The sequence below is a fragment of the Bradyrhizobium sp. WYCCWR 13022 genome (assembly GCF_030435535.1).
Classification (GTDB): domain Bacteria; phylum Pseudomonadota; class Alphaproteobacteria; order Rhizobiales; family Xanthobacteraceae; genus Bradyrhizobium.
This window is the reverse complement of sequence record NZ_JAUIZJ010000015.1, coordinates 211,240-223,838: the sequence shown is the minus strand read 5'-3', so window position 1 is coordinate 223,838 and position 12,599 is coordinate 211,240. Positions and strand designations below refer to the sequence as shown.

Sequence of the window (12,599 nt, the reverse complement as noted above, 5' to 3'; positions counted from 1 at the left end):
ACTTTGCTGGCGGTGCAGCTGTGAGCCGTGTCGTGGAAACGTTGCGATCACGACGTGGCTGGGCAGCCTCCTACTTCCTTTTGGTAAACTCAGGCGGCGACGACATTCTCTTTTTCGCCCGTCGATCGGCTACTAATTCAGCAGCCTGCTAGGCGTTTTCGGGACACATCACTGCGCTAATGACGGCGATCAGCTCCTTGCGGAATTGCTTGTCGTCTTTAGCAACCGGCGCAAATCGCGCGATGAATTGCCGGTTAGCCATGGACATCGACATCGCGCCGAGGGCGGCAAAGAATCGCAAGTTCGGATCGACTTTCCGGCTGTTGCCACTCCGATTGACTGCTGCGATCAAGGGTACCAAGGTTTCTCGGAGTGGCTTAGTTAGGGCATTGTGAAAGAACTCAAATCGCTCGCTCTGGTCGATCCCGGCAACCTCGTTGATGACAAATCGCGCAAATTGCGGCTTACGCTGGCCCACATTGATCAATTGTTCAATCGTAAGCTCTAGGCGCTCCCTCGAAGACACTTCTGCCCCATCCGATCGCACGGATGCGAGCAGAGCCATCGCCTCCCCCGAAAACGACTCGATTACGGCCTTCCATAGTTCGAGTTTTGATCCGTAGTGGTAAGAGATCAGGGCGACATCAACTTTCGCGGCAGCAGCGATTGAGCGGAGGTTTGCCTTTTCGAAACCGTGCTCGGCAAATGCGTCGAGCGCTGCATCGAGAAGGTTGTCGGCCTCTAGTTCTGAGCCCTTCCGTGGTCGACCGCGCGTTCTCACGGCTTTTCGAGACATCCCTCCTCCTCCATCGACCATTCCGACCTCTTGACGTTTAGAACGATGCAACTAAATATTCAACGCCTGTTGAATATTACGCCTTGGAGTTCTTTGGCGGGGCGCTCAGACAACTTGAAACTTTGAGTTAAATCAGCATGTTGCAAATGCCCAGCGAAGAAGGGGACCTAATGCCGCGGCTGGCCAACAGGGCGCAATTCCGCACGTCGCTCGCGCTCGTCGCGACCGTGCTTACAGCGTTCCCGAACTCGATGGCGCGAGCGGGTGACAAGTCTTCGGCGCTGTTGCGCGTGACCGTCGCCACCGCCCGCCGGCAACACATCACGCCAGACCTTCCCCTCACTGGGACGATCCAGGCTCGCATCCTTTCGAACATTGCATTTCAGACCAGTGGACGAGTTGTCCGTCGCGACGTCGAGGTTGGGCAGTATGTCAAAGCAGGTCAAACTCTCGCGCATCTTGAACGGACCGAGCAGCAGACCGATGTTACCAGTGCTGAAGCAGCGCTGAATGCTGCGAATGCGCAGTTGCTGGAAGCCCAACGAAATTTCGAGCGACAACAGTCTCTGCTTAGCAGTGGCTCTACCACACGTGAGCGATTCGATCAGGCGTTAGCCACGCTTCGAACAGATGAGGCGCAGGTCAACAGCGCACAAGCTGCCCTGAATACGGCACGCGAGCGGCTAACCTACACGGAATTGAAGGCAGGACGGGACGGCATCATTGTCTCACGTAGTATCGAAGTCGGCCAGGTTGTGCAGGCCGGACAGACGGCTTTCGCCCTTGCCGAGGATGGCCCGCGGGATGCGGTATTCCAAGTTCCCGAGATTCTTGTCACCAATCCGCCAAACGACAGGACTGTCGACATCACCTCGCAATCGATGCCGAATGTAACTGTTGCCGGCTCTGTGCGCGAGATCTCGCCGATTTTGGATCAGGCCACCGGCACCGTTACGCTCAAGGTCGCGGTCGAACGAGCGCCGGCCGATTTGACACTCGGTTCGGCCGTCGTCGGTAGAGCCCGTTGGGAGTTATCGCCTGCCTTTGTCATTCCATCGAGCGCGCTGTTTGCAGCCAACGGTAAGCCCGCAGTCTGGATATTGGATAGCGAGAACAAGGCCCGGCTTCGCGGGGTCGTCGTGCAGGAATATCTCACTGGAGCGGTCGCGTTGGCCGCCGGATTGGAAGAAGGCGAGCGTGTCGTAACTTCCAGCGTACAACTGCTGTATCCAGGGAAGGTTGTCGCGGTCGCCTACGGAGCCGAGCCATGACGTCGCCCGCACCCACGGTCTTGCGGCTGCTACTTTTCGCCTGCGCCGCGGCGCTTTCCGGGTGCGAGGAGAAGAGCCTCGAATCGCCCGTCATTCGTCCCGTGCTCACCATGGTTGTGCAACCGGCCTCGTAGAGGATCGACACCTTCACCGGAACGGTGCAGCCTCGGTACCAGGCCGAGCTTGGCTTTCAAACAATGGGGCGAATGAGCTCGCGCGACGTCAATGTGGGAGATCTCGTTGCCAAGGGGCAAAGACTCGGGTCCCTTGATTCGACCGTCGCGCAGCTCGCGATCGTCTCAAGCCAGGCCGATCTGGCCAACGCTCGAGCGGTCCTTGCCAATGCCGAGGCCACTCTGGAACGAAAGCACAAACTGTTCAGCACGGGCAGCGGGACACAGGCGGACCTCGATGCGGCAACAGCAGCCCAGCAGAGCGCCCAATCACGCGCCACGCAAGCTGAGGCGAGTCTGCAGAAGGCGACCGAACAACTCGGCTACACGACCCTAAACAGCAGCTATGACGGTGTCGTCGTCTCCTGGTCCACGGAAATCGGCCAGGTCGTCTCGGTAGGCCAGACGGTTGTCACCATCGCTCGCCCAACTTTTCGCGACGGTGTGTTCGACATACCGGACGACCGAATTGGCCAATTCATCGAAGGTTCATCCTCTCGGGCATCGCTCCTCGTCCAGGATAGCATCGCAGCCAAGGCGGTCGTCCGTGAGATCGCGCCGCAGTCGGACTCCTCGACCAGAACTCGGCGCATTCGGTTCACCATCGAAGATCCACCTGAAGCGTTTCGGCTGGGAACCACGATCCGCCTCGCGGCTGCACAGGAGGGCCAAATGGAGATTCCGGTTAGTGCTCTTTTGAAAATCGAAGGTCAGGACGCCGTCTGGATCGTGGGAGCAAACAAGAGGGCTCTAGCACGTCCTGTGATGCTCGGCGCCCACAGGGGAGACCGCGTGGCAGTTACATCCGGCTTGTCGATTGGCGATCGCGTCATCACTGCCGGCGTGCATTCCCTCTCCGAAGGACAACTCGTCAAACTTTTGCAAGAGAATCAGTCGTGACCTCCTTCAATCTATCTGAATGGGCCCTAAAGCATCGCTCGTTCGTTTGGTTCCTGATGATAGCGTCCGCGATAGCGGGCCTGCTCGCCTACCGCAGCCTCGGTCGCGAGGAAGATCCTCCGTTCACCATCAAGACTATGGTGATCCAGCAACAATGGCCCGGCGCGACGGTTGACGACATGCTCAATCAAGTGACCGACCGGATTGAAAAGGAGGTGAAACAGATCGGCGCGGTCGACTACGTCAAGAGCTACACGACGCCCGGTCAGACCACGATTTTGGTCAATCTGAAGGACACCACCAAGCCAAAGGACGTGCCGTGGCTATTCTATGAGGTCCGCAAACATGTTCAGGACATCCAGTACACCCTGCCTTCAGGCGTAGGCGCAGCCTCCTTCAACGACGAATTTGGCGATGTCTTCGGCAACATCTACGCGTTTACGTCCGACGGACTCAGCCCACGGCAATTGCGCGACTATGTCGAGCGGGTGCGCTCGGAACTTCTCACCGTGCCAAGCATCGGCAAGATCACGGTGATCGGAGCACAAGATGAGGTCATCTATCTCGACATCTCCACGCGCAAGCTGGCGGCACTCGGTCTTAATATGCAGTCGCTCATCAAGACACTGCAAAATCAAAACACAGTGCAGCCGTCAGGCGTCGTACAAGCGGGCCCAGAACAAGTTTCGCTGCGCGTAAGCGGTCAATTCGCTTCGGAAGAGGCCCTTCGAAGCACCAACCTGCGCATCGACAACCGCTTCCTTCCGCTTAGCGACGTCGCGACCATCACCCGTGGATATCGCGATCCACCCGATCCGCTATTTCGTGTCGATGGAAAGCCTGCGATCGGGCTCGGCATCGCGATGATGGCCTCTAGCAATGTGCTTCAATTTGGTGAGGCGCTGAGAGCAAAGATGCGCGACATCTTGGCCACGCTTCCGGTAGGCGTCGAACTCCACCTGGTTTCCGATCAGCCGAAGATAGTTGAGCAGGCAGTCGGCGGCTTCACCGAAGCGCTCGTTGAGGCCATAGCCATCGTGTTGGTGGTAAGCCTGATCAGTCTTGGAGTGAGGGCAGGGCTGGTGGTCTCGTTCTCAATTCCGCTCGTGCTGGCGGTCGTGTTCGTCATCATGCAGTATTTTGGAGTAACGCTGCAGCGCATTTCCCTAGGTGCGCTGATCATCGCGCTTGGACTGCTCGTCGATGATGCAATGATAACAGTCGAGATGATGGTGCACCGCCTTGAGCGCGGGGACAATCTCTATAACGCAGTGACCTTTGCTTACACCTCGACCGCATTTCCGATGCTAACCGGAACCCTGGTAACTGTCGCAGGCTTTATCCCGATTGGGTTCAACGGCTCATCGGCTGGCGAATACACCTACACTCTGTTCCTCGTAATCGCAGCATCGCTACTAACCAGCTGGGTGGTAGCCGTTCTGTTCGCTCCACTGATCGGCGTCATGGTCCTTCCAAAAACCATGAAACATCACGACCATATCGGTGTCGGCCGGCTATCCCGCTACTTTGTCGTTCTACTGGAGGCCGCGATGCGCTTCCGCTGGGTCACAATCGGCGGAAGCCTCGGTCTGCTCGCGGTGGCAATCGTCGGTATGGGATTTGTGCAGCAGCAGTTCTTCCCGTCGTCAGACCGGTCCGAGCTGCTCGTCGACTTGACGCTTCCGCAGGGCAGCACGATCCTTGAGACCAAGAAGCAGATCGACCAGTTCGAAAAAGGGCTGGCCTCCGATCCTGACGTCGAAAGCTGGAGCTCTTATGTTGGGCAAGGTGCGATCCGCTTCTATCTGCCACTCGACCAGCAGATGGCCTTTAACTATTTCGGCCAGGTGGTCGTCGTAGCCAAGTCACTTGAAGCTCGCAATCGGATCGAAAGCAGATTGCGAAAGACCGCGGCCGATCAATTCATCGGGATCGACGTCTTCATCCACCCGCTCGACCTTGGACCTCCGGTTGGACGTCCGCTGCAATACCGCCTCAGCGGGCCGGACATCCAGCAATTGCGCGCCAAGGCACTGGAGATCGCCAAAATCATGAGCGACAACCCGCATCTTGACCCTCCGACATTTGATTGGAACGAGCCAGGCAAGGTCGTTCAAGTCGAAATAGCGCAAGACAAGGCGAGGCAGCTCGGGCTCGACTCCGTCGATGTTGCCTCGATACTGAACGGCCTTGTCGGCGGGACGTCCATTACACAGATGCGCGATAGCATTTATCAGGTCAACATCGTTGGGCGCGCCGCAAACGACGAACGCAGCCGAATCGAAACGCTGCAGTCGTTGCAGATCCCGACTGGCAATGGACAGGTGGTCCCGTTGCTCTCGTTCGCAACACTTCGCTATGACCTGGAGCAGCCCATTATTTGGCGACGCGACCGTGTCCCAACAATCACGATTCGAGGCACCATCCACGATGGCACGCAACCGGCAACTGTCGTCCAACAGCTTGCGCCGGCTATCGAGACCTTCGCCGCGAACCTGCCGGCGTCGATGAAGATCGCAACCGGAGGCGCCGTCGAGGAGAGCTCAAAGGGTCAGGGTCCAATCGTTGCGGTCGTGCCTGTGATGCTGCTTGCGATGGCGTTCTTCATTATGGTCCAGCTGCAAAGCTTTGCGAAGCTGTTCCTTGTCGTAAGCGTGGCTCCCCTCGGCTTGATCGGCGTTGTGTTCGCTCTCCTCGTATCCGGAAAACCGATGGGTTTTGTCGCGATTCTCGGTACGTTAGCCCTTATCGGGATCATCATTCGCAATTCGATTATCTTGATGGCGCAGATCGACGAAATGCTTGACGAGGGTCACGATCAATGGTCGGCAGTCGTGCTGGCAACACAGCATCGCATGCGGCCAATCCTGCTGACGGCCGCCGCAGCAAGCCTCGGCATGCTTCCGATCGCGCCGCAGGTCTTCTGGGGTCCTATGGCGCTATCGATGATCGGTGGCATCATGGCTGCGACCTTCCTGACTCTCTTTTTCTTGCCGGCGCTTTACATCGCCTGGTTCCGTGTAGAAGCCCCACTAAAGGACTCTTCTTCGCGCCAGGAGGAGCCCAGCAGGCTCGCCAGGGCCAGCTCACCATAGGGAAGCCCGAGCGCGATGCCACAAGGCCTTTGGCGTCCTGCTTGGTAACCGCCACGCTCCGCGCCGGTTTGTACCGGGAGTTCGTGATGCCTTTCCCTGCACCGGATCCGACCGTAGAGCTCTTCGGGCTTGGCGATCCGGTGCACGACGATCGGCGATTGCCGGCAGCGTCGCACGACGTTCACCGCGCTTTCACAATCCACGAGCGTCGTGAAATGATGTCACCGCCGTAGCTGTCGAGCTACCGAGTGATGGTCCTTAGGAGAATCAAACAATCGATCGCGAGACCGAGCACCAGAACGACGTTAAAAAAGCTCGCCACATCATCGTCCTGAATGTCTCTCCCGTAGCGTCCACGGCTATCGAAAGCGCAGCGCCACTGAATTGATCAGGAGCGTGGCACATTGGTCTCGTCTCAGAATGCCGGTGACGCGTCGAACTCGGCCCAGCTACAGTCGACGTGGCTCGGACGTGCGTTTCCGACCGTGCTTATGAAAGCGCACGGCGCAACATGGGTATGGTCGAGAACAAGACCACTGCTAGCAATGTCGTAGACCTTCTTATCAGGTCTGCTCTCCTGCCAGACGTTGTCGAATGCGACGACATCAGCCGTCCCAATCGGCGTATTCTCGTGGGCACAACAAAAGCCCCAAGCTTCAAATCTGGCGCTCTTTGCGGTTCTGCATAGTTGCCGGCCACGCGCATCCATACGTCAGATTTGACATATATGTTCATGCCTGCTAGCCAGTAAGTAATAAATGACATATGGAGGAAGGCCGTGAATTGCCGCTCGGGGGTGGACGCACCTGACCTGTTCGGAATGACGTCCGAACTCTGCACCAAACGCTCTGACCGGTGCTGGGTATCCTCAATTGCTGATCAACGGTGAAGCCATTTTCGCAAGCAGCTGCGCTTTGTGCAGATGCCATTGGTAATTGGCCGCGATGGCTAGTTGAAGCAACGGGCAATCGTCCCGTCTAGAGCTCTCATCCATGATGCTCTCGATGGATAGCAAAGCACTCTGTGAGGCGCGCGCCGGCAGCTCAAGAGTTTCGATGGCAGTGGGGAGCGAGCGTCGCGGCTCTCCATAGCTGTCGGATGCCTTCATCATGCCTGCATCGGTGCGGAGCTGCAATTCACGAGGGCCGACTATCATACGGGAGGAAAAAATGGCGCAGATTAACTCGTTGGGGTCAAAGATTTCATTAGTGACAGGGCACATGGCTGGGATGATAGACCAGCCCGCACTTCCGATTTGGGTCGGTGTTCTGATCTCGGAATATGCGTTTTCACCGGCGCGAGCGGGGGCGCTTCCGACCCTCTTTCTAGGAGCCATGGTCTTTGCAAGCGTTACACTATCGCCATTCTTCCATCGCGCTCCGGGGCGCTGGATGCCGACGCTGGGCTTCGGCATCAGTGCCGGGACCTTCTATGTGATGGCCGGCTTCACCGAATTTAGCATTCTGGCAGTTGGCCACTTCGTCGCTGGATTGGCGACAGGAGTCGCACGGATAACCCACATCGTGTCTTTGCAATGGGGGGGTTAACGCTTGGAGTCTTCGCGGTAATATTGCTCGGCGCATCGGCGACTCTCATCACGAAATTCGGTCCACCAGCCATCTTTGAGGTCTTTGCCGCAGTTACGGCCGTGGCAGCCGCAATAGCGACTTTCTTCTTTCCCTCTGCTTCCATCAGCGAAGACCTCGTCAGGGATGCCGCTGGATTCACACGCCCTGTGTGGTTCATTATCACTGGAATCGTCCTGATGTCGCTCGTCCAGGCAATGATATTCAGTTTCCTACAACCGATGGGCACCGATCGCGGACTGTCGCCTGTCCAGATCCAAAGCGTTCTGGTCACGTTAGGTCTGGTGGCTATGACACCGACCCTGCTCGCCGCGTTTCTCCAAAAGCGGCTTCCGCCGATGCGGGTCGCGATGACTGGAACCCTGCTGCAGGGAGCGGTAGCTGTCCTAATCTCTTGCTCTAGCGGTTTCTTGCCGTATGCGGTCGGAGCGGTCGTTTTCCCGTTCATAATGTTGTTCACGCATACTTTTGTCTTCGGGCATCTCGCGCGCCTTGATCTCACCGGGCGCGCGGTTGCTGCGACCCCAGCCATGTTGGTCGGCAACATGATTGGACCGCTCCTGGGCGGGACATTGGTCCAGACGACTGGCTATCTTGGTCTCGGGTCGGCGGCAGCGGCCGTCGATCTCATTGCTCTCTGCTGCTTCATTGCTGCATCACAGAGAGCCACATCCGCTATCCAGCCGTTGCCGCAGCTAAACCAGTAGGCAGATCTCTTGGCTTGCCGGAGCCTGACGAGAGCCAACGCTACGCGCGGATTCGAAATGCTGAAAGACGTTGAGATGCCGATCTAGTTTCTGCGAGCAGCCAAGTTCTCATTCGCTTTTATCCAATTCGACGCAACCCCTTTGGCAAATTCCCCAGGTGCCTGGCACCGGTGCGAGCGAGAGATGTCGAAAGAGGTATAGGGGCCGGGCTCAAAGAGGCCTCTCCGCCAATACGTTCTCGCGGGGACGCTCTCTCGCCGCTGTTACGCCGAATAGGGTGATTGCGTCAGGCACAATCACGACCCTTTCCGCGACATGCACATAAGGCGCAGTCGCCATGATCGCTTTTGCCGAGAGGGCGGCATTCAGCTGATAATGATCCGCCGGCTCCGGAGACGGCATGGTTCGAATTGGAGCAGGGTTGCGAGCTTTGCTATCGACAACAACATCTCGGATGTCAGTCTCGGTTCTTCGAGTTGACCAAAGGTGTGAGCATTAATCTGATGTTTGACCATTTCGTTGTTCGGTTTTCGCGACGACACTCGCTGGTCGCATCGTTAAGTCAGATATTAACGTTCAACACAAGTCCGGACGTTCTTTCCTCGGAGCTGCGCAAGAACATCGACGGAGGCACCTCCGTCTAAGCTCGCATGAAGTGCGAAGTCTACGATCCTTTCGCCGAATAAAGTGACCGCATCGCCAGGGAAGTCTCATCGCCTAGGCGGCCATCGCGCCATCCGTGATCACGTCGATGCCGACTAAGGTTCGATAGGGCAATCGTGGTAACTTCTTCCTACCTTCTTGTTTGCCGCTACTGCTCGGCGGTTGCCACGGCGAATTCTTCGCGTTCATACCTTTCAATCAGGCAATCGGCGAGCGCGGTACACACCTCGCCGCCCCGCATTCGGGAATTCCGCTTTGCTGAGCAGAAACAGAAAAACATAAGGTTGGTCCACCGGCAGGTAATATGTAAGGATTGCCATATGCGATAACCTGATGTATTCTTACTATAAGTCAAAACTGACATATAGGAGGATCCGTCCGATGGGCTTAGTCCGCCTGTTCGAGCAGTCGAAGGCTCCGTCAGGCTCAAGTCGGAGCGTCCGGATTGTGTGTGCTGGTCTTAAGGATCAGCCAACATTTGGTTCGCTTGACCGAGTAGCTCATTTCGAGCGACGTCCCGATTGGTCGCCTGTTTCCGCGCGCTTTCGATTTTTCTCACTCAAGTCGATGCACAGCCGCCGGCAAGCTCCTCCCGCAGCTTGCGCAGGGCCCCGGCACGAGTTGTCGCGGCACCGCATTTTGCAAGAGCGCCGCCTAGGTGCTCAATCGCCTTTGCAAAATCAGTTTGAAGTTCGTGTCTGCGCTACTGGTTGCGCGCATTGGGGAAACGCCGGTCGACTCCCTGCGTATGCGATGCGGCTCTTTGTACAAGCCGAGCTCCGCGCCAAGCCGCGAAGTCATGGAATGGCGGAGTAACGATCATGAAGAAGGGCTACAAGTGGATCAACAGGAGGATCGAGCAACTCGATCCGCACGTCGATTATGCTGAAATTTGGCGGCTATCCAGCTGTTACGGCCTGACGGATTTCATACAGAATTTTTCGTATTGTTTCACATTTCCCAACTTCGTAGTGACTGAGTGGGGCGCTCGGGCCGTTTGGCGCGAGGATGGCGGAAAGCTTCTTTATAGAGCCACTCATCGCGCCGAACAGACCGGAATCAACAACACAACCTGGTGGTATTACGGTCCTCAGGACGATCGCACCATCAAATCCGTCGAAAACATCAACAAGCTCCACGCCCATTATGCCAAACAGTACCCGGGCGATTTTTCTGATCACGAAGATTAGATCTACACGCTTGCCTTCACGGCGATCGCCATGGATCTGGCATTCAAGGCGATGGGATTGAAGGGCTTCAACGAGAAGCAAAAATAGCAGCTCACAAGTTTTGGGGTGAGATGGCAAAGCTATTCGTCGCCGAAGGTGGCGTACCTTTACACGGGTATCCTAAGGACTGGGACGGTCTCGTTGCATTTTGCCGGGATTTCGAAAGCAGGGAGCGATCAGTGACCGAGAGAGGGAATCTGATCGTCAACGCGCTCTTCGATCAGTTCAGCTATCGCTATTTTCCGCCAGGCTTGCGGTGGTTGGGTCACCAGATGTTGCGATCAATGGCGCTGCCTTCGACGCTGAAGGCGCATGGCATTCCGCCGGCGCATCCCTTGGCTCAAGTACTCATACCGCGATCGTTGGGCTGCGTGGCCTGGATTGCAAAGACGCTCCTTCCTGATCCGCGGATCAGCTACATGGAACAAAGGAGCAGTATGCCGGCGGAAAACAGGAAGAAGCTGCGTAATCGGATCAATGTCCTTGATGAACAGTTTCCATCCTACTTTATCGGACGTCATGCCGAGGATCAGGCATGGGCTGGCTGTCCCTATCATGCTGCGCTGAAGTGCACCTGGACAATCCGCCCCCGCCGTTCAGGTGAGGGCTCTTGAGAAGCAGTCGAGCGTGCTCGACGCCAATTGACCCGGGACATTTTGGAGAATGAAAGAAATGGTTAGCGACAACATCGTGGCAGGCTCGGTGCTGACTGGGCAATTCTTCACGGGCGAATGGTCATCTAGCAAATCCGCCTTTGAGGCAGTCGAACCTGCGACCGGTGCGGTGATTGGTAAGGTTGGTCTTGCAAGCGCGGTCGACATTGGGAGCGCTTCTGCGAATGCACGGCAGGCGCAGGTCTCGTGGGCCGCGACGGCGCCAGATGCACGCGAAAACATACTTCTAAAGGCGTGCGAAGTCGGCGAGCGTTATAGGGATGACATCGTCACCTGGATCATGCGAGAGAGCGGCGCGGTCCGCTTGAAGGCTGAGATCGAGCTCGCAGGTACGCTCAAAGCAATCCGGCTTGCGGCTGCGATGCCCTCGCAAGCTCAAGGGAACGTGCTTCCAAGCCCGGGAGGGCGCATCAGCTTCGTGCGGCGACGCCCACTCGGGGTGATCGGCGTGATATCACCCTTCAATTTCCCGCTCTACCTTGCCGAGCGCGCCATTGCGCCGGCCCTGGCCGTCGGAAACGCGGTGGTAGTCAAGCCGGATCTGCGGACTGCTATTTGTGGTGGCTTCGTTATTGCGCGCCTCTTCGAATTGGCGGGTGTGCCGAAAGGCGTTCTTCAGGTGCTGCCCGGTCGAGAGGATGCTGGTGAGGCTCTGTGCAAGGACCCCAATGTGGCGATGATCCAATTTACCGGGTCGAGCAGGGCGGGGCGAATGGTCGGACAGGTGGCTGGACAGCATCTCAAGAAGGTGTCCCTCGAACTTGGCGGCAAGAACTCACTTATCATCCTAGACGACGCAGATCTGGATACCGCCGTTCGTGCCGCCGCCTTTTCGGCGTTCTTTCATCAAGGACAAGTTTGCATGAGCGCTGGACGCATTCTCGTGCAGAGAAACATCTTCGACGCTTTCAGCGATGCGCTCGTCAGATATGCGAAGACTTTGAAAGTTGGCAACCCTCTCGACCCTTCCGTTGCCCTCGGTCCGATGATCAATCAGCATCAGCTAAATCATGCACTAACCCTGATTGACCGCTCCGTCACCGAGGGAGCTCGGCTGCTAACGGGAGGCAAGGCGGAGGGCCTGTTTCTTCAGCCCTCCGTGCTGGCGGAGATCTCACCCACCAATCCGGCCTATCGTGACGAGCTCTTCGCTCCGGTCGCGGTGCTTGTCCCATTTGAGACGGATGTACAGGCCGGGCAAATGGCGAATGATACCGAATATGGGCTCTCTGCTGTGATCATCTCGCGCAACATCGGCAGGGCAATGGCAATTGGCGAGCAATTACGAACGGGTTTGCTACACATCAATGATCAGACGATCAACGACGATGTGGTCAATCCCTTCGGCGGCTCCGGCACATCGGGCAATGGCACATCGATCGGCGGTATCGCTAACTGGGAAGAGTTCACTCAATGGCAATGGGTGACGATCAAAGCTGAGCTGCAGCCCTATTCACTCTAAACTCGACACTCGATCACTGACTGAATGACCAATGCGCCCGTGG

The 12,599-nt window shown here is 57.0% G+C and carries 10 protein-coding genes; 8 read left to right on the top strand and 2 right to left on the bottom strand.

Annotated elements, in window-relative coordinates; translation table 11 throughout:
* Positions 1-148 precede the first annotated feature (148 nt).
* Positions 149-796, bottom strand: coding sequence for a TetR/AcrR family transcriptional regulator (locus QY049_RS22505; protein ID WP_164938227.1), 648 nt, complete (start codon positions 794-796; stop codon positions 149-151).
* A gap of 170 nt (positions 797-966) precedes the next feature.
* Between QY049_RS22505 and QY049_RS22500 the strand changes: the two genes are divergently transcribed.
* The 3 genes from QY049_RS22500 (at position 967) to QY049_RS22490 (ending at position 6,235) form a co-directional block, all read left to right on the top strand.
* Positions 967-2,067 (top strand): efflux RND transporter periplasmic adaptor subunit, encoded by a 1,101-nt coding sequence (locus tag QY049_RS22500; protein ID WP_164935433.1) that lies wholly within the window; start codon positions 967-969, stop codon positions 2,065-2,067.
* A gap of 137 nt (positions 2,068-2,204) precedes the next feature.
* Positions 2,205-3,140, top strand: a complete 936-nt coding sequence (locus QY049_RS22495; protein WP_128930010.1) for an efflux RND transporter periplasmic adaptor subunit — start codon at positions 2,205-2,207, stop codon at positions 3,138-3,140.
* Positions 3,137-6,235 carry an efflux RND transporter permease subunit gene (locus tag QY049_RS22490; RefSeq protein WP_128930011.1) on the top strand — a complete coding sequence of 1,033 codons (3,099 nt, stop codon included), beginning with the start codon at positions 3,137-3,139 and terminating at the stop codon, positions 6,233-6,235. Before QY049_RS22495 ends, QY049_RS22490 begins: the two co-directional genes overlap by 4 nt.
* A gap of 868 nt (positions 6,236-7,103) precedes the next feature.
* Here QY049_RS22490 and QY049_RS22485 read toward each other — a convergent pair.
* Positions 7,104-7,346 (bottom strand): hypothetical protein, encoded by a 243-nt coding sequence (locus tag QY049_RS22485; RefSeq protein ID WP_128930012.1) that lies wholly within the window; start codon positions 7,344-7,346, stop codon positions 7,104-7,106.
* Between the two features lie 58 nt (positions 7,347-7,404).
* Here QY049_RS22485 and QY049_RS22480 point away from each other — a divergent pair, with 58 nt between their 5' ends.
* The 5 genes from QY049_RS22480 to QY049_RS22460 all read left to right on the top strand — a co-directional run bounded on the left by QY049_RS22480 (position 7,405) and on the right by QY049_RS22460 (position 12,556).
* On the top strand, positions 7,405-7,782 hold the full coding sequence (locus tag QY049_RS22480) for a hypothetical protein (RefSeq protein WP_128930013.1): 378 nt from the start codon (positions 7,405-7,407) through the stop codon (positions 7,780-7,782).
* Between the two features lie 23 nt (positions 7,783-7,805).
* Positions 7,806-8,528: a hypothetical protein gene (locus QY049_RS22475; RefSeq protein WP_128930014.1), complete on the top strand. Its 723-nt coding sequence runs from the start codon at positions 7,806-7,808 to the stop codon at positions 8,526-8,528.
* Positions 8,529-10,012: 1,484 nt separating this feature from the next.
* The gene (locus tag QY049_RS22470) at positions 10,013-10,381 is read left to right on the top strand and encodes a hypothetical protein (protein WP_128930015.1); all 369 of its coding nucleotides are present in this window, start codon (positions 10,013-10,015) and stop codon (positions 10,379-10,381) included.
* Between the two features lie 110 nt (positions 10,382-10,491).
* Entirely contained in the window at positions 10,492-11,034 is a 543-nt protein-coding gene (locus tag QY049_RS22465) for a hypothetical protein (protein ID WP_128930016.1), read from the top strand.
* Positions 11,035-11,083: 49 nt separating this feature from the next.
* Positions 11,084-12,556 (top strand): benzaldehyde dehydrogenase, encoded by a 1,473-nt coding sequence (locus tag QY049_RS22460; protein WP_232995548.1) that lies wholly within the window; start codon positions 11,084-11,086, stop codon positions 12,554-12,556.
* Positions 12,557-12,599: the final 43 nt, after the last annotated feature.

What these genes read in the sequence shown, in the direction of transcription:
- QY049_RS22500 (WP_164935433.1), top strand. Translation starts at nt 967, where the DNA reads ATGCCGCGGCTGGCCAACAGGGCGCAATTCCGCACGTCGCTCGCGCTC.
- QY049_RS22470 (WP_128930015.1), top strand. Translation starts at nt 10,013, where the DNA reads ATGAAGAAGGGCTACAAGTGGATCAACAGGAGGATCGAGCAACTCGAT.
- QY049_RS22465 (WP_128930016.1), top strand. Translation starts at nt 10,492, where the DNA reads ATGGCAAAGCTATTCGTCGCCGAAGGTGGCGTACCTTTACACGGGTAT.
- QY049_RS22485 (WP_128930012.1), bottom strand. Translation starts at nt 7,346, where the DNA reads ATGATGAAGGCATCCGACAGCTATGGAGAGCCGCGACGCTCGCTCCCC.
- QY049_RS22460 (WP_232995548.1), top strand. Translation starts at nt 11,084, where the DNA reads ATGAAAGAAATGGTTAGCGACAACATCGTGGCAGGCTCGGTGCTGACT.
- QY049_RS22480 (WP_128930013.1), top strand. Translation starts at nt 7,405, where the DNA reads ATGGCGCAGATTAACTCGTTGGGGTCAAAGATTTCATTAGTGACAGGG.
- QY049_RS22505 (WP_164938227.1), bottom strand. Translation starts at nt 796, where the DNA reads ATGTCTCGAAAAGCCGTGAGAACGCGCGGTCGACCACGGAAGGGCTCA.